The organism is Bacillus sp. LNXM12-1 (assembly GCF_003004375.1).
GTDB lineage: Bacteria > Bacillota > Bacilli > Bacillales > Bacillaceae > Bacillus.
This window is the reverse complement of the sequence record NZ_PVWX01000002.1, coordinates 876221-897294: the sequence shown is the minus strand read 5'-3', so window position 1 is coordinate 897294 and position 21074 is coordinate 876221. Positions and strand designations below refer to the sequence as shown.

Sequence of the window (21074 nt, the reverse complement as noted above, 5' to 3'; positions counted from 1 at the left end):
GCCGGGATGTTGACGCATCCTGGCTTCTTTTTATTTTATGCAAAGTTCTTTGCATGTAAACATATTTCTAAGAAACTTTTTGAGGTTACACAGTAACTCTTTTGTAGCTACTCTGTAACTATGAAAAATTATACCATATCGTTGAATAAAATAAAAATAACATATATTTTCGTCATTCGTAATGCCTTTTTCAATTGTAATTAGAAAGAATTCTTCAGCTTTTCAGGAAGATCAAAGTCCTCGAACGTAAACGGAACTTCTTCTTCAAGCGCCTCTGAATCAACATCCAGTCCAGCGATTTTAGCTGAATCAAAGTTGACATCAAATAATGTCACACGCTCAGTGCCTCGGCCTGATGACTTATCGTCAATTACAGCCTGAAGAGTGAAATATGGGTCTTCCCCTTTTTTCACATAGTTGAGCATTAATTGAACGAAACGTGACGTGACTTTATAGAATGTTGCCGTTCCTGTTCCGTTTGCCCCTGTTGTTTTATGACCAGTCATTCGGCGGCCCATCACATTGACTTCTGATTTGTTTTTCTCCACGTTTGCTTCAAACGTTTTGATAAAGGCAAGCTCCTCACCTTCTAAGAAAAGACGACCTTCTTTACCTGAAATTGTATTTTGCGCTTTAAAAGCCATCTTACTTCACCTCCACATTGAAATAGAATTTTTCTGCTGCATCTACTGGTTGAACCGCTAGATCGATGATAAATCCATCACGATCTTCATTGAGACCGATCACGATATCTGTTTCTGAGTTAAAGCCTGTAATGCCGCTGCCATCTTGAAGCTGTGTGAGATACTGAGTAATCAGTGTTTTCACAAGCTGCACCCCATCATCTGATGCTGGAATGTCATTGCCATTGGCTTTGCGTAATTTAATCAGATTTTTTAATTCGAACGTCAAATCATTGTTGATCGCATCAAGCACACGAATGATTTTGTTTTTCGCCATTTGCTGGTTCTTTTCAGCTGTAAAGCTTGTCAAGGAGTTAATATCTTTTTCAACACTCACGGTACGATCTCTCGCATCAAAGGTGAACAGGAACTCCCCTTGTGATAATCGGTATTCTACTTGATCATTATCAAGGCGTTCTAATGTATCCACTGCTCCTTCGTATTCTACAAAGGTCAGTGACTGATTGAAGTTTGCACCTGCACTTGCACCTGCGACCCATGCTGTTGCTTGAGCAGGCGTTAGTTCTGTTCCATCTTCCAGCACAACACCGCTTGTCACATTGATGATGCCTTCTTGGTCAGCTGCATAGTTGGCCACAACTCCTTGCACCTTACGTCCTTGCTTATCACGTAAACGCTCGATAAATGAAGCGAAGGTCGCTTTTAATTGCTCACTATTATCGATCGGGAGAGCAATAACATCAAAGTATTCTGTTTCTGCTGCTTCTAGGAAAGCTGTATAATCTGCGACACTTGCCACACCATTTTTCCCGCCGCTTAGTGCCACACCAGCCGTGATGACGGCTTCACCTTCACCAGAAAATTGAACATATTTGTTTTTCACAAGATCTTTGACATCCGTGACAACCTGCTTATCCACAATATCTGTTCCAAGATAAGTGATGACGTCACGCTTTGTGCTATCAAGTACATTTTCTGCCACTTGTACAGTGATCTCATTTCCTTTTAGACCGCCATAATTGGCTGTGACCACAAAGTTTTCTGCGATTTCAGCTTTGGCCGTCTCCCCTTCATTTAGGCGGTAAAGCAAGACCGTTTGTGCTTTTTTCTTTGCTTCACGGAAAAGAAGAAGTGACTTGTCATCAATGTTGAGTCCAACCTTTTTATTTAAGTCTTCCATATTGGAAACGGAAATAAAGGTTTTTGGTTCTCCCCAGCTCATCACAAGAGGAAGTGCCACCGTACCTCGATCGCCTAAAGTAATTCGCTGCTCTGCTGTTGTTTTAAAATTAAAGTAAATGCCAGGACGCTTTTTCTCTGTACCTGGTGTAAATGTGCCTCCGTTCATCCTTTAAACCTCCTTGGACAAAAAAGCATCAATGTGCTTTTTCGCTTCTGTTTTTGGAATTGGTTGATGTTTGATATAAAAAAGAGCACCTTCAAGGATTTCTGGTTTAACCCCAAAAAGATCCTTACTGTGCTCCTTTAAGGCTTCAAATGAAAAGCCAAATTCTTTTTCTTCGCCAGCTGTTTGAGCGGGCTCTGCTTTTTTAGTCTTGCTCACGTTTGATCACTCCATCTGAAAAGTTGATATCTTCAAGGCTTGCTTGTTTGTCTCGGTTGTACCAATAACTGCTATCCCACGTCAGGACAATCGCTGCTACGCCTTGATCTATCATTCTGGTTTCCACTCTTTTTATGCGGACATAATCATCAAGCACCTCTCCATCTTCACTCATCATCTGAATCATTTGACGATCAGCAAGCAATGCATCAACAATTGTTTCTGCCGCGTCATGCGCTTTTCCTGTATCCATATGAAACACTTTTACTTGCAGCGAATAAGATTTCATAAACGTAGATACCGTATCTGGACCGCTGATGACTGTTACGGGCGGCACATAAACGGATGGCACTTGAAAACGCTCTGGCAAAAGTCGATCATACATTGTCACAGGAAAGTGTGTGTAAATATAATGCATGATTGCCCCGACTTCTTGATTCATTTCATCACCTCCCAAAATGTCGATCGAACCAGCTTTGAAGCTTTCGATCCAGCGACTGTTCAAACATTTGCTCATAGAGCATGACAGCATGATCCCAGTAGCCATTTCCATCTATCCATTGAGAGGCAAGCATCATTCCTGTCTTTGCATTCGGATCATATTCAAAGCGGCTGCCAGCCCATCTGCCAGGCACCCAACTTCGCTCTCCACTTGAAGAAGTAGCATGTCCGTCATTAACATAGGAGGCATATTCAAGCTGCGTTCCCACTTCAAGCGTGAGACCACCTTTTGACATAAGAAAATGATTCTCCTTGTCTCCTTGCGTAAAGGAGCTTAGAAGCCGGCCTGTATCGACAGCATTCTCCTTGATTAGCTCATCCTGAATGATGTCCAAAAGCTCTAGGCCCATGTCTTGCAACAAATCTTGATATTCTGCTTTTAAGCCGCTGGCACACGCTGTTTCCAGCTGTGAAAGCAGCCGGTCAAGTCCATCAATTTTCATAGATTTTCCTTCCTGACTGCCATCACTTCAATGTGATGATTTTTCACTATTTTGGGCTGCTGCAACTTAAGTGAGACGCCGTTCCACACCATTTTGTCATGCAGGCGAATATCACTTGCTAAAGGGAAATGGACAAGATAGGACTGATAAATAACTGTATTCGGCTCTTCTTGCACAAGGGACTGATTCTTTTCTATGACATAACAAGCCAGATCTGTCAGGCTAGGAGCATCGGGATAGGAAAGAGTCATTTGTAAGTCATCAGCTGGAACCCCGAATTTTCCTCGGGAAGCCTCCTGATGTTCAAGGTGAAAAAGATCACAGCGGTCTGTTAATAAAGAGTGATAACTCATAATGATCTCACCTTTAATTTGGTACTGCCGCCAGTTAATGATGGTTCAATGTAATCGACAAGCAGGGCATATACATAAGGTTTGCCTTTCACTTGATCAGCTGCCTTCGCATATGAATAATCACCCATTTTTTCTGACGTAAAGCCTTTCATCATAGATTCGTCATCATTCAGCATGGCAAAATATTGGGCCATTTTTAATAATGCGATTCTTGCTTTTTCAGGAAGGGGCTGATATTTTTCGCTTGAGAAATCATGACCTACGATCTGAAATACCGCAGCTTCGGCTTCGATAATATCTGCTGTCAGTCTTTCTACAGATCGATTTTTCACACGCTCAAATACAGAATAGGCTTGCAGTTCTTCAGGAGAAATAATCATGGCCTGCCGTCACCTACTCTTTCACTTTCATCACTTTTGCTACAGCATCCTCTTCCTCAAATTTGCTGTCTAGCTTCGCTGTCAGGACAATAATAAATTTACGGCTGCGAATATCTTTTTCTACTTCAATTCGAATATTACGAGAAAAACCTACGATAATATTTTTAGGGTGTGTCAGCAAAATATCTGATACGTCTGTTCCCGCTTCGTCATATGGCTGCATATTGGCAAGACCTTTGACTGGCACACCGAATGCAGAAGAAAGTCCGCCTTGAATGACCGCATCTCCGAGATTTGTCTGACGGTTTGCTACTTGATCCTTCCACTCAACCTCTAAACTTGGGGATGTGTAGAAACGGAAATCCTGAGGTACACGTAAATATTTTGACGGCATCGCTTTATAGGCTTGTTTAAACATTTGGCGGCTAATTTCCGCTCCATTTGCATCAACAATATGAGATTCTGCTTGTTTTCTCACGCCATCCATTTGGGCTAAAAATGGATCTGATGAAGTCGTATCCCCATTGACGATGAGCTCTTCAATATCGACCGCCGCTCGTTCAGCCAGCATTTGCATAATTGTCTGCTGGATTCCGTCTTTTTCAATATTGTTTTCAATACTGTCGTAGGTCATGTGAATCTCTGCAATGACCTCTTTCGCATTTAGCTGGACAGTGCTTGTCGCTGGGACAACACGGTCTTTTGCATCAAGCGCTTGGCCTTCTTCTGCTGGGCGCAAAATACGCTGGCCAAAGCCGATTTTTTCGATTTTTTGTGAATCACTTTCCATCGGAATGATGCGTGCATCATTTAAAACGGTTGGTGTGTTTTGCATCATTCTAATGAATGTGTTGGATTGGGTTGCGTTCATGAGACCGCCGGTTTTTAAGCTGGCAAGTGTCATTTCAGCCTTGCGAATCAACTCTTGATTTCTCACACTGTTTCCTCCTTATTTAGGCTTATAGTAAGCCATCCCATATGGGTGTTGTTGTGTCGTTTTGTGTATCGTGGATTGTTTGTTTTGACATGCCCCGCGCCTTTTCAAGCATGTGAATCCGCTCTGAAATAGGCAAAAGCTGCTGCTCAAGCACTTCCTGCACCGCTGCTTTTTCTCTGCTGGCTGATTTCTCTAAGGAAGAGAGCTGCTGACGAATCGGTGCAACGACTTGCTCGAGCACTTTTTGGACAGGTTCTTCCCCGGTTTGATCTGTTTCTTGTTGTTCAGCCTGCTGTAAGACGTTTTCGATGGCCTTTTTTGCTTTTTCGAGCTCTCGTACTTGATCTGTCGTCAAAGCAGCATCTTCCTTTTGTACGGCGGCTGGCCTTTCACCAATCGTTTGAAGTACATCCTCTGTCTTCAGGATATCCTGCATGATTGGAATGAGCTGTTCTAAGGCAGCTCTTACATCCGCCTCATCACCATCACTTGACTGTAAAGTTTCCAGCAGATGGTCTAAAACGTTCCAAAATGATTGTGACATGTTTGCACCTTCCTCTTTTAAAAAGAAATTTTTCAGCAAAGAAAAAAGCCCTCTCTCATTCGTGCCTTGAGATAGAAGCTGATCTTGTTCTTCTATGGCGACGATGTCCGCCGTTCCAGCCATTGAATAGCCTGTAATGTGGCCCTTCTGAATTTGATCCCAAATCTCTTGGGAAGCTTTTGTCACAAGCACCCAAGACCCTTTTCGAATCAGCTCCCCGCCTACCTCTACATCAGCCGGAGCAATATACGATTCAACCACTTCGCCAACACCATCCTGAAAATCATGCTGCTTGTCAATATGACGGGCATCCTTCATAAAGCCGTGTGCCGCTCTTTCAATTTCCTTGGCTGTCATAAAGTCTTGATGTGCATCAGGTGTATTCGGCTCATACACGACACCGTACACGAGGCGATGAGCATCTTCTGCCTTTGTCAGGACACTGACCTCCTTTTGAAAGTCAGGCCGCTTTTTCTTTGCTTTCATCAAAAAGAATTTCTTCTTGTTCGCTGCTTTGTCCACGTAGGAAACATGCGTAATTTTAGCGTTTTTTAGTTCTCTTGGCATATGTTCACCCCCTTTCAAAAAAGTGCACGCGCTTCTGTTTATTTCGTCAGCTGGTCCGGCTCTGGTTGAGACTTTTCTTCAGCTGATTTCATGCGGCTTTCTAAAGGTCGGTGATATAGTTCCTCAGGCCATTCTTCTAGCGTTTTTCCGAGAATTCTTCCTGCTAGATCGCGCAAATCGTTAGGTGACACTGCCCCCGCCTGAATAAATGGCGTCAGTACCTTGGCAATCTCTAATGGGTCTCTAAAATCAGGACCTTTTAATAGAAAACGGACATGCCAAATATCAAGATCCGGCAGGAAAAGAGTATTGAGTTTTCCTGTGATGAGATGCCGTTCCGGCTGAAATACCTGCTCTTCTGTTGTTTTACGCGCCGTATCTGCTGTCGCTTTGTTATAGTCTTGAGACTCACCTGTGTAAATTGGAGGAAGGCGAAACGCAGAGCGGATTTTGTTTCTTGTTTTTTCATCGTATTCTAAAAAGAGCGCATCTTCTTGCAGGATCTCGGCTAGGGATTTAAAGTTCACTTTGACATTTGAGACATCTTCTTCTCCCGTTAACCCTTTTTCTGTCGGTAGACCTTCAACTTCAAGCAATAGAAACTTATGTGCATGATCAGATCCTTCAATATCGTCCATATAATCTTGAAGCTGCTGATAAGAGGATTCTGACAGCATGCCATTTTCGACAATAATGGCACCTGGTACATGCCGCCCTTGTTTAAAATAAAGGTAGTTCAGCTCCTCTGCCTTGCGTGCTCCGTACATATTGACGATGTTGCCAATCCAGCGGGGAATCCCATACGTTCCACTGCCAATTTTAAAATGAATCACTTCTGTTGCGCGAAGCGGCTCTGGTGTGGTGTCATCGTATTTGCCTGTTTCACAGTGCAAAATGCGCGGATCACCATACTCCTTGAAGAAGACTTTCTTTTCGTTGATCACCTGTACATATTTACGGAATCGTTTCTTTCGATTCATTGTCTTCATTTCGCCATTTTCGGTGTACCTGAATTCGACGTCGACTGGCTCACTAAGCTTGCAAATGCGGATATGAAGCGCATCTAAATACTCGATTCCTGCCGGCTTTCCTTGTCCATCTCTCAGCACCTCTAAAAAACCATTGCCCGTTTTCTCTCGGTCTTCGAGGACATAGCCAAGAATCACATCAGCGGACTCATCATAGTTCATGTACTTCGTAAACTCTTCAAGTCTTGTCCATTCCTTCTCTGCGGCTTTCTTTTTTGCCGGTTTTACACCTTCTGCATTAAAGTCAAAGGCGTATTCTACCCCAAACCCAAAGCCTAAAATATTGGTTTTGTACGCATCAATACATTGCTGAAGAATGGTTGAATATTCTGCCATGCTTTTTAATTCATTGATGTTGTAAGGCGGGGGAACAATGTCATCTTTTTCGTAGGAAAATTCATCTGCATACATTTGTTTTGTATGATCAGACATGTTTGCCTTCATAATCGTTGCTTTCAATTGTTTCATTGTATAGACCTCCTCTCTCTGTTTGGGCGGACACGCTCCGAGGCGGTCTGTTTCAAATCCGTCACTTCATAATCATCCAGCGCATACCAAATGGCTGATAATGTGTGTGGATCGATTTGAAATTCATCTTCCTCTAAACGGCCATCCTTATCTGCCTTATAGGTCAGTGATTGAAGTTCATAGATTGTGTACGGACAAGCATCAGAGCAAATGATTTTCTTAAACCGTTTGATCTTTTTCGTATACTGCAAACGTGAGCCTTGGTATTTATGTGCAGCCACCATTTGAAATCCACGCTGCCGAAAATAGTGAATGGTTTTAGGCTCGGCTGCGTCAGCTTTGATGAGTTCCTTTGATTCAATGAACTCTTTTAGATCAACGGCTGTTTCATCATCTGTTTTTCCGCGGTCGTAATATTCCCAGTAAATATATAAGTACTTTTTTTCATGATCGACGGCTAATCGAATGAGCGCATTGTACGATTCAACAAATCCAAAATCCATGCCTGCTCGTTTCAGCGGCCTGTCAATCTGCTGAATCGCTTCTAATACATCAGAATGATTTCTCACCTCAAATTGAGGAAAAACCTTTGTTCCATTGATGCCAAAATAGCCCTTCCTCGCAATTCGATAGAGGTCTGGGTCGTATTCTTTCAGCTCATCCAGCTGCTTCACATAGCTTTTAGGGAGAAATAGATTATCTTCCGCTGTGGAGTGATGGTAGTACGTATCCTTGATGACAACGGTGCGCTTTTTGTATAAGGTTTCGTCATCTAGGACAAATCGCTTCAGCTGTTCATCTCGAAAGAAATGTCTGTACGTCCAATTATCTTGACCAACAGGATTGGTCGATAACATCATATAAAGCGGTAAGGACGGATGCCTCAGCCTTCCAAGCAGCTCTTTAAAGCCTTCATAAGAAACCTCTGAACACTCTTCAATCCAAATGATCGAGATGTTGTTGATCGATTTCAATTTCTCAGGCTTGTCCAGTCCTTTGAATAAGATGCTGCTGCCATTTCGAAACGTCAAGGCAAGCGGCGAACTTCGGCACTTCACCACACGATCGATGTCAAGATCGCTGACGATCTCTTGTAATAGAGAAAATGTTGATTCACGGTGCGTATCATATACTTCTCGAATGACAAGTGCTGTCCGTTTTTCTTCCAGCAGCTTTAAAATGAGTTTTAACGCAATGTGATAGCTTTTGGAGGAGCCGTAGCCGCCTACTAAAAATTGAAACTTCTGATTCCAATCGAATAGAAAGTGTTCAAAGTGAGGATTGACTTCTTTTTCAATCAATGGCGTCATGAGTTATCCTCTTTCCGCTTAATCATGATGTGAAGATCTTCCTCTTTTTCTTCACGCACTGCTTTTTTTGTTTTTTCGATGGTCAGTTCAATTTGCTTTAGCCTTAATCTTCGTTCATCCTTCGCATGTGCGAGCTCTTCAAACTGTTTAATGAGACGCCTGAGCTCTCCCATTGCACGGGATTGGGCATTTAAAAAGGTGGCATGCCGATCCCACGAAAATTGAAACGAATATTCTTCTGTGCTGATTTCTTGTTCTGGCTGAATGCCTTCTACTGTTTCTTCTAATGAAGAAGGCTTGTATGCCGCCTTTTTCAGCTCTTTGATCATGTCCTCTTGATCTGACACATACATGATGCGCTGCGCCCGAATAATGGCAGCATATTGAATTTGAATTTGATCCCAGATTAAATCAAGCGATGTACGCCCGCCCATTTTCTCCATGATTTCAATCGTTTCATCTGACAGAAACTGATTGAAGATCGAGTGTGCCTGCTTTGACGAATCTTTTTGCCTTTGCCATCCGTATCGTCTTTTCCATGATTTCACGGTATGGATCGAGACATTGTAATGATCAGCAATTTGCTGGTACGTCATCCCTTTCATATAATCTTGCTTGGCTCCTATCCGTTTATCTTTCATTTACATTCACCTGCCGCCTCCTTTTAATTCGAACGATTTCCTGTGAAGGAATCATTTGTGTAGGGCTAGCAAACATCCGTTTGGTCTTTCTAACTATAGGTGGCAACTGTAAGACAAGTGCTGCTCCATTTATTTTGTAAAAGAAAAAACGCCTATTCAGCTGCTTCGAATAGGCGTTCTTGTACTTTTTTGGACATCTTTGTCCGAGCTCTCTCCATATGTTTTTGGACAGTTCCTTTTTTCACATCCAGCATAATCGCAATCTCACTAAACGATAATCCTTGTGTTGTGTGCATGAAGAATACATCCTTTTCTCGATCCGTTAAAACGGACAAGGCTTCGTCAATTCGTTTCTTGTCCCGCTCACTGAATTCTCTTTCATTTTCTTGGATGAGTGTATATTCATATGATAAAGCCTCTAACACTTCTGGATTTGCTAGAATGGTACGCTGATAGACTGAACGTCTGTCTAATCCTCTGCGTGCGCCTGGCTGTCTGCCGATTTGAAGCCATTCCACGACGTATTCGAGATCGCTGACCATACTGGCGATAATTTTTTTATCATGCTTCTCTTGATCTGAAAGCTGTTTGTCTTCTTTTTCTCTATATGGTGCATATCTTTTTCTAGCATCCTTTAATGCCCGTTTGTATTCGATAAGTAAATCTTGCATATTGGCTCTCTCCCTTTTTTAAGAAAATAAAAAACGGACACCAATCAGTCCCCTTTTCATAGGGTCTTGATCAGTGTCCGCAGGCTTTCCGTCTTGGACGTATGATGTTGTGATTTGTTCAGTGATCTAGCTGATTTTAAAACCAATCTCGTGATCTACTCTTGCAAAATGACCTTTTGCCGTTTGTATAATGGTTTTTCCATGTTCAGGTACATCCATCTTATAAGCCGTTCCTACATTCCCATCTAACACGATGACTTGAATTTTTCCTGTTTCCATCTCACCGACAAATGTCTGGTTTTCTTGAATGAGTAATTGTTTTGGCTCGTTCATATGCTTGTCTCCTTATTTGGTGAGGATTTCGTGCCATCACCTATCGTATTTAAAATGATTTCAATTCTTGGACGCATACTATAAAACTGGGAAACTCTTAAATCGACAATCTGTAGAGGGACCTTATCCGCAATAGAATGAAGTGCTTCTTGAATATGTTGTAGTCTTGGCTGAAAGATGCTGACGTGCACCGGGCGTATCAAACCTTTTTCTGCGTATGTACGCTTGTTTTGACAGTCAGCTATGTCAAGCGGCATGTCGTCAAATAAGCGAATCTCGAGTGATAGTGCGCCTTTTATTTTATGCGGGCATTGTGCTTTTGCAGCTGCTCGTATTCTTTTTATCAATGTATCTTTTGTTAAAAACTCTGCCTCAATGATGAAATGGATGACCATGTTAGGATCTCCCGTCATCCTTTTCCCACTGACGGATGTCTTGTTCGTTTTTACTCGCTTTGAGCAAGCATTTGAGGATTGTCATAATTTGCTTCCATCGTTTCACGTCGCCTTGATTCCTCCTTTTTTGCTTCAGCGAACTTTTCCGCCAAGAGGGTCATGTATGTTTGCTTGTCTTCTGCTGTGGAAAAAACAAACACCGGTTTCTGATGATGAAAGGTGATCCAGCCGCCAGCTTGGACTAAACAAAGCTGCGCTTCCTTTCTGGCATCAAACGTCATCTGATGTTTCATCTTCTTCAAACCCCTCCAGACTGTCCTCAATCTCTGTTTGATATCCATAACGTTTCATGTCATATGACCAGTAGCTTTTTGGATATCCAAAGTCATTCATCTGCGCTACCATTGGATGTTCAATATTCATTTTGTTCGTCTCCCCTTTTCTAAGAAATGCTCTTCCTTTAGAGAATTACTCATTTCGTGTAACTTTTGGTCAAAAAAAAGCTCTTGAACACCCCTATTCAGCAGATCTGCAATATGCTTTGCGATTTCTAAGCTAGGCTTCGTTCTGCCCATTTCTATATTTGCATAGCCGCTCGTATACTTATATCCTAACTTTTTCGCCATATAGGTTTGTGTTTTTCCTTGTAAAATGCGTTCTTCTCGTAAATGTTCAAGTTTCATCTTTCCACCTCTTACTCAATATGTGTAAGTTATATTCATTATGATAATATACACGAAACGAGTAAGTCAATCATTTTTTATTCTTTTTGTGTAATTATTTATCTTTTCCGTGTAATTCATGATAAAATTTACTCATAACATGAAAAAAGGTGTTTCCAATGGATAATTTGACTGGAAAGATTTTAACTGAATTAAGAGAGAAGCATGGATGGAGCAAGTCAACGGTTGCTAAAAAACTCGGATTAAAGGCGATGTCCACTTATGCAAATTGGGAATATGGCTTGAGAAAGCCTGACGGTGAGATGATTGTGAAAATCGCCGAGTTATATGGGGTCTCAACGGATTATCTTCTCACAGGTAAGGACAAAGGCGGAACTGATGCCGACCTTGCAAACGATCCTGATTTGCAAATTGCGTTTAAAGCTGCCTCCGATTTTTCCGAAGAAGCGCGAAGACAAACCATCGATTTTATTCACTACATTAGAGAAAAAGAGAAGCTAAAAGGCCGTCAGCCAAAACAGCGAGACGACGATTGATGATCTCTTTTCATAAAGCTTTACATTGCTGGGATAGCCCAGCTTTTTTTATGCCTCTTTTTCCCTAAAAAAGAGAAGACATATGAATAATACATGGCAATTTTCACCATAAATACTCTTTTTTCTACATAATTTTATTGACATATAATTCTATTATTATTAATATATGTATATACCAAAAAAAGGAGTGTTACCGATGAAAAAATTAATGAAAGCTTGTACATTGTCTTTAGCTGCTTTAGGTGCTCTTACGTTCTTCCAAACTGAAGGTGCTCATGCAGCTGCACAGCCAAAAGAACCAGTCATAGCAAAAGCTCCTATTATGAATAAAGTGATTACGTTGACCCGTACGCTTCCTGTAGGTTCTTCGATCGCCGTCTCTCTTCCAGCAAGCCAAATTACTGTGACGGGCGCAACTTATGCGATTCAATTAGATCAAACAGCTCCAAACTTCACTTGGATTCGTGCCGTACAACGCGGTTCAGTGACGGTTTCTTACTATAATTCACTTGGAGAACGTGTGATTAACTATATTACTGTTCGATAAGCATATTGCTTTACATATGAAAAGGCGATGACTTCATGATCATCGCCTTTTTGTGTGTCTACATGTATATTCATAGACTTCATTTATCCAATGCTTGCCAACGACCATCTCTTATGTTAACTTTTAATAAAAATAAGTTAACATAATGAGAGGAGCTTATGATGGGAAAACAAATATCTTTGTCTTGGGAAGCGATGGCGGAGAAAGCGCTGAAAAATGAACGGATCACGCTGCAAGAAGGTCTAGACATTCTTGCAGCTGACGATAAAGAATTATTATCTATGATGCATGCAGCCTATCAAGTACGATTTCATTTTTTTCAAAACAAGGTGAAATTAAATATGATTTTTAACGCAAAAAGCGGTTATTGCCCTGAAAACTGTGGTTATTGTTCACAGTCGATCATTTCAAAAGCACCGGTTGAAAGATATACAATGCTTGATCAAAAAACGATTGTGGCTGGCGCGCGTGAGGCGCTCAAGAGAAAAGCGGGGACTTATTGTATTGTCGCAAGCGGCAGAGCACCTTCTCACAGAGAGTTAGATGAGGTGACGGCAGCAGTAAAAGAGATCACTGAGACCATGCCTTTGAAGGTGTGTGCATGTCTTGGGTTATTAAATGAAGACAAAGCGAGGCGGCTGAAGGAAGCAGGGGTTCATCGGTATAATCACAATATCAATACACATCAAGATCATCATGCTCACATTACGACAACTCATACATATCATGATCGTTTGTCGACCCTTGAGGAGGTCAAACAGTCCGGCATGTCACCTTGCTCAGGGGTTATTATTGGGATGGGTGAAACCAACCAGCAAATTGTCGAAATGGCTTTTGCGCTCAGAGCCCTTGATGCGGATTCCATTCCAGTCAACTTTCTTCATGCAATCGAGGGAACACCGCTTGAGCATCAAGAACGAACACATCCGATCAAAGCATTGAAAGTGTTAGCACTCATGAGATTTGTCAATCCAACCAAGGAAATTCGAGTATCTGGAGGCAGAGAGTTCAATTTACGGACGCTTCAGCCGCTTGCCCTTTATGCGGCAAATTCCATTTTCGTAGGCGATTATTTAACAACAAAAGGCCAGCAAGTCCAAACGGATCATCACATCATTGAAGATTTAGGTTTTGACATAGAAGAATGTGCGTTATAAAAAAAGTCTGCCGGTGAATCGGCAGACTTTTGGCAATAAGATTAGAATCTTTTATGGAAATCGACAGTGCCGCTTCCTTCCTCACGGTCAAAGCTGCCAACAAATGTCCAGTTAATATAGCCGCCGTCACCATTGTTGACGAACGTACCATCTTCAAATACCCAAATACCAAACGTAATACCATCATATTCAACACTATCATAGTAGACAACATTGTTCAGTCCGCTAAAGTCATGATCTTGGCTTAAGTTTTGGACAACTACGTTATAGTTTTGACCTGCTTCATAGAAGGCACTGTACGCCGCATTTTTTACAAATCCATCACGATTTTGAGATGATTTTACTGCTTGTTCAATTTTATCGGCAATGGCTACTGGATCAATAGAGACACTTCCATCAACACCTGTTGTCGTAGCAGCTTCAGCCGTTTGACCAAAAGTCGTAAGAGATAGAGGGACAGCAACCATTGACGTAGCAATCATAGAACTAACAACAAATTTGCTTGTTTTTCTCATTATTTCTAACTCCTCCTTTAATTGGTATGTTTATGTACTACCCCTTCCTCTGTCTCTTAAACACTAAATTATGAAAAAACTTCTTTTTCTACCAATTAAGAGGGTGATTTTACTGTTTAAAAGAGCTGAAACAACAAAAAAACTACTCTTTTATAAGAGTAGTTTCAGATTGTTGACAAAGGGCTAAAATGATCTTTATTTTAGCCCTTTGTCTTCTTTTCAGCTCAGCGTGTTTGAAAACCTTTGCAGTCTAGGAAGGACGAGCACCGGCGCGGAGCGAATTTGACATTCGTGAGCACCGGCGCGCAGACCTGACAACGAATGCGAAGGTTTGTCTATACGCTGAAACTACTCTTTTATAAGAGTAGTTTACAGCATTACATGAACAGGATAAATAAAATCACACCTAGGATAATTCGGTATATCGCAAAAGGCACAAGTTTGATTTTATTGATCAGTTTTAGGAAGAATCGAACAACAAAGAGAGCCACAACAAATGCACTCACAAAGCCGACGATAAAGAATGGCAACATGTCTGTTGTTAAATATTCGGCATTTTTCACAAGTGTTAACAAGCTTGCGCCTGCCATAATCGGCATCGCCATGATAAATGTAAAATCAGCTGCAGCACGGTGATTCAAACCAAGAATAACCCCGCCTGCAATCGTCGAACCTGAGCGAGAGAAGCCTGGCCATAATGCCAAACATTGAAACAGTCCGATATAAAGCGCCTGTTTGTACGTCATGTTATCGACAGAGCTTGTTTCTGTTTTACGTTTATTGATCCAGTCAGCGACAAGCATCAACACTGCGCCTAAAATCAAACCGACAGCGACTGTTCTCAAGTCAAACAAGTATTTATCAATATAGTCTTCAAATAAGAATCCTAAAATGACGGCTGGGACGAGTCCTACTGCAATTTGAGCAATGGTCAGCTTATGCCCGCTGCGCTTTTGTTCTTCGGTGATATTTTTCTTTAAGCCTAACAAGTTCAAAATACGATCCTTGAACACAATCATGACTGCTAAAATAGAACCTAACTGAATCACGACTTTAAATGTGTTTGCCGCCTCTGGCGTAATGATTTCCTTTGATTTTAACCATAGATCATCGACTATGATCATGTGACCTGTAGATGAGACAGGTGCATACTCTGTTAATCCTTCGACAATTCCTAAAACCAGTGCCACGAATAAATCCCATAGATTCATGATTTTCTTTCCTTTCAATTCTGATCTTTTGAACAGTCCAACCATCTATGTCCACATAAAGACAAGCTTTCTTCATCGAAAGCTCGTCTTTATGATACTATATTTTTTTCAAAAAAAGATTATGACATTAAACCTTTTCTTCTTTGTACAAATTGGATCGCATTTTGAACCAATCAAACAAGTGGGTCGTGATGACCTTCAGGACGGCATATGTTGGAATCGCGACAATGATGCCGACTACGCTGAACAATTTACCTGCTGTTAATAGAACAAAAATAATCGTGATCGGATGGATATGAAGGTTTTTCCCCATGACCTGAGGTGAAATAAATTTCCCTTCAATGAGCTGAACCACTGTCCAGACAATGATGAGTTTTAAAAGCATCACTGGTGATGTCACAAGCGCAATCACAATCGCTGGTGTAATCGCAATCGTTGGACCAAGGTAAGGCACCACACTTGTACATGCCGCAATGATCGCCAGCAGCAACGCATAGTCAAGTCCAATAATCAGATAACCGATTAAAAGAAGAACACCAATACAGAAGCTGACAATGATCTGTCCGAGAATATAAGAGCTCAGGCGATGGTTCATTTCGTGAAGCACGATATGTGTATGATCTCTAAACTTATTCGGAATAAATTTCAGGAAATAGTCAGGTAATTTTTTGCCGTCTTTTAATAAATAAAACAGAATGAACGGAACGGTCACGATCGAAATGATGATTTCGGTGAGCGCCCCTAAGAAAGTCCCCACTCCGGTAAAGGTGCTTTCCAAAATCTTCGTCGCTTGACTTGACGCTTTACTCACCAATTCAGAGACGTTAAAATTCATCGCTTTCTGCGCTTGATTAATAAAGTTGCTTCCCGTTAGTTGGCGAATCTGTTCTTCTACCGTATCAACATATTTCGGAAGGTTATGAAACAGACTCATCGTTTGTGCTTGTAAAAAAGGAATAATAGACACAATGGTCACTGTAATGATACCAATAATGACAATATATAAAAGCAAAATTGAAAAGATCCGTTTGACTCTAAACCTCTCTAACAAGTTGACAATCGGATTTAATAAATAATACACGACCCCCGTTAAAATAATCGGTAAGGCGATGGTTTTGACGAGTACAATGAGCGGTGTGAAAATAAAAGATGTTTTCATGAAAACAAGGATATTCAATCCAATTAATAGCAGGACGAGTAAAAAGAGAACAAACTTGTTATCAAGAAAAAATTTTTTAAATCGACTGCTCCACATTTGCATAGAATTCATATCGTTCCTCCAAACTCGAACTATTTTATTAATAAATTGTACACTACCTGATCATGATATGGTGGTCATTGTTTCAGCTTTTTTTCCCATTTCGCAATGGACATCGCCCATATAATGAGAATCGGCTGTCCAATAAGCCTTATCCATAGCAAGGCCTGCTCTGTGCTTTTTTGACCTGGAATTGGAATTCCCTCTCGTGCAGCAAATAAGTTTGCAGGGAAAATGAGTACAAGATAGACAGCCATGATTTTTGCTGCTGCAATCCTGACATTTGGCAGAAGCAGCAAAACAGCCATCAGCCATTCAAAGCATGCAGTCGCATAGACTATCACATATGGAAATAGCCAGCCTGACATCATACGGGCAAAGCCGCTCGGCTCTATCACATGAAAAATACCGGCTGCTATGAATAAAAGCGCAAAGACGTATGTACTTCCTATATGCAGGGTGCGCTTCATGTTCGTTTCCTCCTCTCCCTTCTATCAGAGTATTACCCGAATGAAGGAAGAAACTACCCACTTTTCGTACATTTATATCCTTTATGTAAGACGCATCAGCCTATATAAAGGTTTCATCCGCTCTTCAATAAAAAGAATGTTCTTTCATACAAACGCTTTCAAAGGATGTATAATCAGAGAAAAGCAGAAGGAGGGAATGACATGATTCGATTTGCTGTCATCGGAACGAACTGGATTACAGATCGATTCTTACAGGCCGGTGAAGGAACAGCTGATTTTACATGTACAGCCGTCTATTCACGGTCCGCTGAAAAAGGCCAGGCATTTGCCGAAAAATACGGTATTGATACAGTTTTTACGAACTTACATCAAATGGCGGAAAGTGATGCGTTTGATGCCGTGTATATTGCAAGTCCAAATGCCCTTCATAAGGAGCAGGCCATGTTGATGATGGAGCACCAAAAGCACGTTTTATGCGAAAAACCATTCGCCTCTCACCGAAAAGAAGTGGAAGAGATGATTGCTGCAGCGAAAAAACATCAAGTGTGTTTAATGGAAGCGATGAAAACGACATTTCTGCCAAACTTCCTGCAAATCAAACAGCATCTTGATCAGCTCGGGCCCATTCGGCAAGTGGTCGCTCATTACTGTAAATATTCCTCAAGATACGATGCTTACCGAAATGGCGAGATTCCAAATGCTTTTAAGCCTGAATTATCCAATGGTTCTTTAATGGATATCGGTGTGTATCTTGTCTACCCGGCGATCTATTTATTTGGTCTGCCGAATCAAATCACCGCGAGAGGCTATAAGCTTTCTTCTGGTGTAGATGGGAGCGGCTCTGTCCTTTTACAATATGACGGGCATCAAGCACTCCTTTTTCATTCTAAAATTTCAACGTCTCATTTATCTGCGGAAATTCAAGGAGAGGACGCCACGATGGTGATTGATCAATTCCACCGTCCTTCGCGTATCACGATCCACGATCGTCAAGGACATCAAACCGATATCTCTCTCAAAGATGATCAGCCAGCCATGTATTATGAAATCTGTCATTTTATTGAGTGTATTCAGCAAGGAATGGGGCAGTCTCCAGTCAATACATTTGCCTTATCTGTTCAAACCATGTCCGTCATGGACGAGGCGAGAAAACAAATGGGCGTGATGTATCCTGCCGATAGACAAAATGAATGGGGCATGAAATGATGAACAAAGGGCGAACATGATGTGCAAGTTCGCCCTTTGTTTTTTGTTTGGGATCCTTTGTTTATGTTGCCGCTAACACATCCGCAAATGCTTTCACATATGGAGGGAGATCCGGCGGACGTCTGCTCGAGACGAGGTGGCCATCTGTAACGACTGCTTCATCAAACCAGTCCGCTCCAGCATTTGTCATATCATCTTTAATACCAGGTGTACTTGTTACTTTTTTGCCTTGCAGGATTCCTGCTGAAATCAGCACCCAGCCAGCGTGGCAAATTTGCCCGATTGGTTTTGCCTTTGCATCAAATGAACGAACAATGTTTAACACTTCTGGATAACGGCGCAGTTTATCTGGTGCCCATCCACCAGGGACAAGCACAGCATCATATTCATCCGCTTGAATGGAATAAAAATCTGCATCAGATACAGCCGGCACACCGTATTTTCCGATGTACTCATGATTTGCTTTTTCTCCTACAAGATGCACAGTTGCCCCTTCTTCTCTTAAACGCAGAACCGGATACCATAGCTCTAAATCTTCAAAATCATCACTGACAAACGCAATGACCTTCTTATCTGATAAACGCATAACATCTCTCCTATTCTTTCGATTTCCTCTATTGTACGAGATGACCTCTTAAAAAGAAAAGCGGTTCCCCTTGAGGAGAACCACTTGATCTTATTCGCTGATCTTGAATCTTTTAATTAAATCACGTAATTCTTCCGCCATTTGGGAAAGAGTCGTAGATGAAGAACTAATCTCTTCCATAGAAGCAAGCTGTTCTTCAGCAGATGCGGCGATATCTTGGATGCTTGCTGAACTCTCTCGTGATACATCGGCAATTTCATTCACCGCTTTAGAAATTTGCTCTGATCCTTTTGAAAGCTCGCGTACTGTTGTATTCATTTCATTGATTCTTGTTGCGATTTCCGCTGTTTGCAGATTAATTTGTGAGAAGCTTTCTTTCGTTTGATCTGTAATGGAAAGACCATTCTTCACTTCTTCATTCACTGATTTGAACATATTTTGAGATGTTTCGATTTCAGATACGATTTCTTTCACAAGCTTTTCAATCTCTTTTGCTGAATCCGATGATTGAACTGCAAGTTTACGCACTTCTTCTGCGACAACAGAGAAGCCTCTGCCTGACTCACCTGCACGTGCTGCTTCAATGGCAGCATTGAGTGCAAGTAAATTCGTTTGATCCGCAATGCCGTTAATCACGCCTAGGATGTTTGTGATATCTTTTGATTTATGCTCCAGCCCGTTGATCACCCCTTCAGCTTCTTTCACTGAATGGTCGATCGTCTTCATTTGGCCAACGGTTTGCTCCACAAGCTGCCCGCCTGATTCCGCTACTGTTTTTGATTGAATAGATGACGCTGTGATGACATCAGACGTTTCTGCGACTTCGTTCAGTCCTTCGTTCATTTGTTTTAAATGAGACGCACTTTGTTCCACCATTTCGCTTTGATTTTCGTTGCCGTTTGAGAATGATTCAATAGATGATGTAATATGTTCGGTTGCTTTTGTTGTTTGACCTGCACTTGCCGTCAGTTCTTCAGATGAAGAAGCCACGTTTTCTACAGATGTTTGTACAGCTTGAATGACATCTCTTAATGACTCACTCATTTCATTAAAGCTTGTGCCTAGCTGTCCAATTTCATCTTTTGACCGGACATCAATTTTTTCTGTTAAATCTCCCTCACTGATCTTCCTTGAGGAAGAGACAAGTATAGAAAGTGGTTTTGTAATGGAACGGATGATCAAGAAGATCAGAATCCCGCCAATGATGAGCGCGCCTGCTAAAATGATAGCGGCCATGTTAAAGACTGGCTGTGCAGCTTCTTCTACTTCCGTCACAAACATCGTACCGACAATTTTCCAGCCAGTCGCTTTGTTTGTGGTGAACTCCATTTGCTTTTCTTTTCCTTCAAACATATAACTCATAGAACCTTCATCTTGTGAATAAAGCTTTTCTAGCCATTCACCAGATAATTTGGATCCAGCTTTTTTCGTTGGATGGGCAACAAAGGTACGATCCGGACTTCCGATAAAGGCATAGCCTTGTTTCCCAATGTTTATGCTATTTGATTCTTTTACTAGATTCGCAATGTCTAGGTTCATTGCAATGACTCCTGATCCGTCCTCTAACTTTTTAGAGATTGTGACCACAAGCGTACCGGTTGAAGCCGTTGGATACGGTGCTGAAACAGACAGCTCCCCGTTTTTCGCCCAGCCGTCTTTATACCAATCCCGCTCCGTTGCGACATAGTCAGCAGGCATTTTTTTATTAGGATATCTTGAAAACACTTTGCCATCACTTGAAGCGACAAAAATGCCTTCTGTGTCATCATTCATACTCATGAACTGCTCAAAGCGCCCTTGAATATCTGTCGTGCCTTTTTGCTTAAGCTTTTTCTCCGTGATCCATTTGCTAAAAAAATCGGCTGCGTCTGTTTTCACTTTCACAACCTTCGTAATATTTTTATCTAGCTGCTCTACGTTCTCCTTGGCGCTTTGCATGATTTGATCATTTAAGGAGGTGCTCGCCGTATGATATGAAGAGAATGCCAATACAATGATTGGGCATAAGAGAATAAATAAGAAAGAGAATACGAGCTTTTTTGAAATAGATGGCTTCCTGAAATACTGTATGAATTTCATAAAAAAGAAAACTCCTTTTAGTAAGATAGTATATATATCGGAAGTAC

General features: G+C 41.5%; 28 protein-coding genes and 1 pseudogene. 4 read left to right on the top strand and 25 right to left on the bottom strand.

Annotation, left to right across the window (positions count from 1 at the left end; genetic code table 11):
* Positions 1 to 200: 200 nt before the first annotated feature.
* The 18 genes from C6Y07_RS12050 to C6Y07_RS11970 all read right to left on the bottom strand — a co-directional run bounded on the left by C6Y07_RS12050 (position 201) and on the right by C6Y07_RS11970 (position 11462).
* Complete coding sequence (locus C6Y07_RS12050; RefSeq protein WP_003213309.1) at positions 201 to 644, bottom strand: phage tail tube protein; 444 nt, start codon at positions 642 to 644, stop codon at positions 201 to 203.
* 1 nt (position 645) lies between these two features.
* Positions 646 to 1992 (bottom strand): phage tail sheath family protein, encoded by a 1347-nt coding sequence (locus C6Y07_RS12045; protein WP_060597153.1) that lies wholly within the window; start codon positions 1990 to 1992, stop codon positions 646 to 648.
* Positions 1993 to 1995: 3 nt separating this feature from the next.
* Positions 1996 to 2208, bottom strand: coding sequence for a YqzN/YkzM domain-containing protein (locus C6Y07_RS12040; RefSeq protein ID WP_106156734.1), 213 nt, complete (start codon positions 2206 to 2208; stop codon positions 1996 to 1998).
* Positions 2195 to 2650, bottom strand: coding sequence for a phage tail terminator family protein (locus C6Y07_RS12035; RefSeq protein WP_066030489.1), 456 nt, complete (start codon positions 2648 to 2650; stop codon positions 2195 to 2197). Before C6Y07_RS12035 ends, C6Y07_RS12040 begins: the two co-directional genes overlap by 14 nt.
* A 4-nt stretch (positions 2651 to 2654) precedes the next feature.
* Positions 2655 to 3152, bottom strand: coding sequence for an HK97 gp10 family phage protein (locus C6Y07_RS12030; RefSeq protein ID WP_106156733.1), 498 nt, complete (start codon positions 3150 to 3152; stop codon positions 2655 to 2657).
* Complete coding sequence (locus C6Y07_RS12025) at positions 3149 to 3505, bottom strand: YqbH/XkdH family protein (RefSeq protein ID WP_034659744.1); 357 nt, start codon at positions 3503 to 3505, stop codon at positions 3149 to 3151. Before C6Y07_RS12025 ends, C6Y07_RS12030 begins: the two co-directional genes overlap by 4 nt.
* Positions 3502 to 3885 carry a protein YqbG gene (gene yqbG, locus C6Y07_RS12020; RefSeq protein ID WP_060597160.1) on the bottom strand — a complete coding sequence of 128 codons (384 nt, stop codon included), beginning with the start codon at positions 3883 to 3885 and terminating at the stop codon, positions 3502 to 3504. The genes C6Y07_RS12025 and yqbG overlap by 4 nt, the downstream gene beginning before the upstream one ends.
* A gap of 13 nt (positions 3886 to 3898) precedes the next feature.
* Positions 3899 to 4822: a phage major capsid protein gene (locus C6Y07_RS12015; protein WP_106156731.1), complete on the bottom strand. Its 924-nt coding sequence runs from the start codon at positions 4820 to 4822 to the stop codon at positions 3899 to 3901.
* A 22-nt stretch (positions 4823 to 4844) separates the two neighbouring features.
* Positions 4845 to 5933, bottom strand: coding sequence for an XkdF-like putative serine protease domain-containing protein (locus tag C6Y07_RS12010; protein WP_066030487.1), 1089 nt, complete (start codon positions 5931 to 5933; stop codon positions 4845 to 4847).
* A 38-nt stretch (positions 5934 to 5971) separates the two neighbouring features.
* The gene (locus C6Y07_RS12005) at positions 5972 to 7429 is read right to left on the bottom strand and encodes a phage portal protein (protein WP_106156729.1); all 1458 of its coding nucleotides are present in this window, start codon (positions 7427 to 7429) and stop codon (positions 5972 to 5974) included.
* Positions 7426 to 8727, bottom strand: coding sequence for a PBSX family phage terminase large subunit (locus C6Y07_RS12000; RefSeq protein ID WP_164847197.1), 1302 nt, complete (start codon positions 8725 to 8727; stop codon positions 7426 to 7428). The genes C6Y07_RS12005 and C6Y07_RS12000 overlap by 4 nt, the downstream gene beginning before the upstream one ends.
* 8 nt (positions 8728 to 8735) lie before the next feature.
* Positions 8736 to 9380 (bottom strand): phage terminase small subunit, encoded by a 645-nt coding sequence (gene terS / locus C6Y07_RS11995; RefSeq protein ID WP_060597166.1) that lies wholly within the window; start codon positions 9378 to 9380, stop codon positions 8736 to 8738.
* Positions 9381 to 9532: 152 nt separating this feature from the next.
* Positions 9533 to 10051, bottom strand: coding sequence for a sigma-70 family RNA polymerase sigma factor (locus C6Y07_RS11990; RefSeq protein ID WP_106071471.1), 519 nt, complete (start codon positions 10049 to 10051; stop codon positions 9533 to 9535).
* A 126-nt stretch (positions 10052 to 10177) separates the two neighbouring features.
* Positions 10178 to 10384 (bottom strand): XtrA/YqaO family protein, encoded by a 207-nt coding sequence (locus C6Y07_RS11985; protein WP_066030484.1) that lies wholly within the window; start codon positions 10382 to 10384, stop codon positions 10178 to 10180.
* Positions 10381 to 10779 carry a RusA family crossover junction endodeoxyribonuclease gene (locus C6Y07_RS11980; RefSeq protein WP_034659754.1) on the bottom strand — a complete coding sequence of 133 codons (399 nt, stop codon included), beginning with the start codon at positions 10777 to 10779 and terminating at the stop codon, positions 10381 to 10383. The genes C6Y07_RS11985 and C6Y07_RS11980 overlap by 4 nt, the downstream gene beginning before the upstream one ends.
* Positions 10780 to 10829: 50 nt before the next feature.
* The gene (locus C6Y07_RS11975) at positions 10830 to 11072 is read right to left on the bottom strand and encodes a hypothetical protein (RefSeq protein ID WP_081311382.1); all 243 of its coding nucleotides are present in this window, start codon (positions 11070 to 11072) and stop codon (positions 10830 to 10832) included.
* Positions 11050 to 11202 carry a hypothetical protein gene (locus tag C6Y07_RS18955; protein WP_164847178.1) on the bottom strand — a complete coding sequence of 51 codons (153 nt, stop codon included), beginning with the start codon at positions 11200 to 11202 and terminating at the stop codon, positions 11050 to 11052. The genes C6Y07_RS11975 and C6Y07_RS18955 overlap by 23 nt, the downstream gene beginning before the upstream one ends.
* A complete protein-coding gene (locus C6Y07_RS11970; RefSeq protein ID WP_034659755.1) occupies positions 11199 to 11462 on the bottom strand; it encodes a helix-turn-helix transcriptional regulator in 264 nt (87 codons plus the stop codon). The genes C6Y07_RS18955 and C6Y07_RS11970 overlap by 4 nt, the downstream gene beginning before the upstream one ends.
* 158 nt (positions 11463 to 11620) lie before the next feature.
* Between C6Y07_RS11970 and C6Y07_RS11965 the strand changes: the two genes are divergently transcribed.
* The 3 genes from C6Y07_RS11965 (at position 11621) to bioB (ending at position 13702) form a co-directional block, all read left to right on the top strand.
* Complete coding sequence (locus C6Y07_RS11965; protein ID WP_060597175.1) at positions 11621 to 11998, top strand: helix-turn-helix domain-containing protein; 378 nt, start codon at positions 11621 to 11623, stop codon at positions 11996 to 11998.
* A gap of 196 nt (positions 11999 to 12194) precedes the next feature.
* Positions 12195 to 12545, top strand: coding sequence for a hypothetical protein (locus C6Y07_RS11960; protein WP_034659757.1), 351 nt, complete (start codon positions 12195 to 12197; stop codon positions 12543 to 12545).
* Positions 12546 to 12706: 161 nt separating this feature from the next.
* On the top strand, positions 12707 to 13702 hold the full coding sequence (gene bioB / locus C6Y07_RS11955; RefSeq protein WP_034659758.1) for a biotin synthase BioB: 996 nt from the start codon (positions 12707 to 12709) through the stop codon (positions 13700 to 13702).
* 41 nt (positions 13703 to 13743) lie between these two features.
* Here the strand turns inward: bioB and C6Y07_RS11950 are convergent, their stop codons facing one another.
* The 4 genes from C6Y07_RS11950 to C6Y07_RS11935 form a co-directional block, all read right to left on the bottom strand.
* On the bottom strand, positions 13744 to 14217 hold the full coding sequence (locus tag C6Y07_RS11950) for a hypothetical protein (protein WP_060597177.1): 474 nt from the start codon (positions 14215 to 14217) through the stop codon (positions 13744 to 13746).
* A 377-nt stretch (positions 14218 to 14594) separates the two neighbouring features.
* A complete protein-coding gene (locus C6Y07_RS11945) occupies positions 14595 to 15428 on the bottom strand; it encodes an undecaprenyl-diphosphate phosphatase (RefSeq protein WP_106156756.1) in 834 nt (277 codons plus the stop codon).
* A 127-nt stretch (positions 15429 to 15555) separates the two neighbouring features.
* Positions 15556 to 16698, bottom strand: a complete 1143-nt coding sequence (locus tag C6Y07_RS11940; RefSeq protein WP_106048260.1) for an AI-2E family transporter — start codon at positions 16696 to 16698, stop codon at positions 15556 to 15558.
* A gap of 65 nt (positions 16699 to 16763) precedes the next feature.
* Positions 16764 to 17156 carry a DoxX family protein gene (locus C6Y07_RS11935; RefSeq protein ID WP_106071469.1) on the bottom strand — a complete coding sequence of 131 codons (393 nt, stop codon included), beginning with the start codon at positions 17154 to 17156 and terminating at the stop codon, positions 16764 to 16766.
* 201 nt (positions 17157 to 17357) lie between these two features.
* Between C6Y07_RS11935 and C6Y07_RS11930 the strand changes: the two genes are divergently transcribed.
* The gene (locus tag C6Y07_RS11930; RefSeq protein ID WP_106156726.1) at positions 17358 to 18362 is read left to right on the top strand and encodes a Gfo/Idh/MocA family protein; all 1005 of its coding nucleotides are present in this window, start codon (positions 17358 to 17360) and stop codon (positions 18360 to 18362) included.
* Positions 18363 to 18423: 61 nt separating this feature from the next.
* Here the strand turns inward: C6Y07_RS11930 and C6Y07_RS11925 are convergent, their stop codons facing one another.
* The 3 genes and pseudogenes from C6Y07_RS11925 to C6Y07_RS19320 form a co-directional block, all read right to left on the bottom strand.
* Complete coding sequence (locus C6Y07_RS11925; protein ID WP_060597185.1) at positions 18424 to 18948, bottom strand: type 1 glutamine amidotransferase domain-containing protein; 525 nt, start codon at positions 18946 to 18948, stop codon at positions 18424 to 18426.
* Positions 18949 to 19038: 90 nt separating this feature from the next.
* Positions 19039 to 19992 carry a methyl-accepting chemotaxis protein gene (locus C6Y07_RS19325; RefSeq protein WP_374955726.1) on the bottom strand — a complete coding sequence of 318 codons (954 nt, stop codon included), beginning with the start codon at positions 19990 to 19992 and terminating at the stop codon, positions 19039 to 19041.
* Positions 19984 to 21027: pseudogene (locus C6Y07_RS19320) on the bottom strand (HAMP domain-containing protein); the annotation flags it as partial. The pseudogene C6Y07_RS19320 and the gene C6Y07_RS19325, both read right to left, overlap by 9 nt.
* Positions 21028 to 21074: the final 47 nt, after the last annotated feature.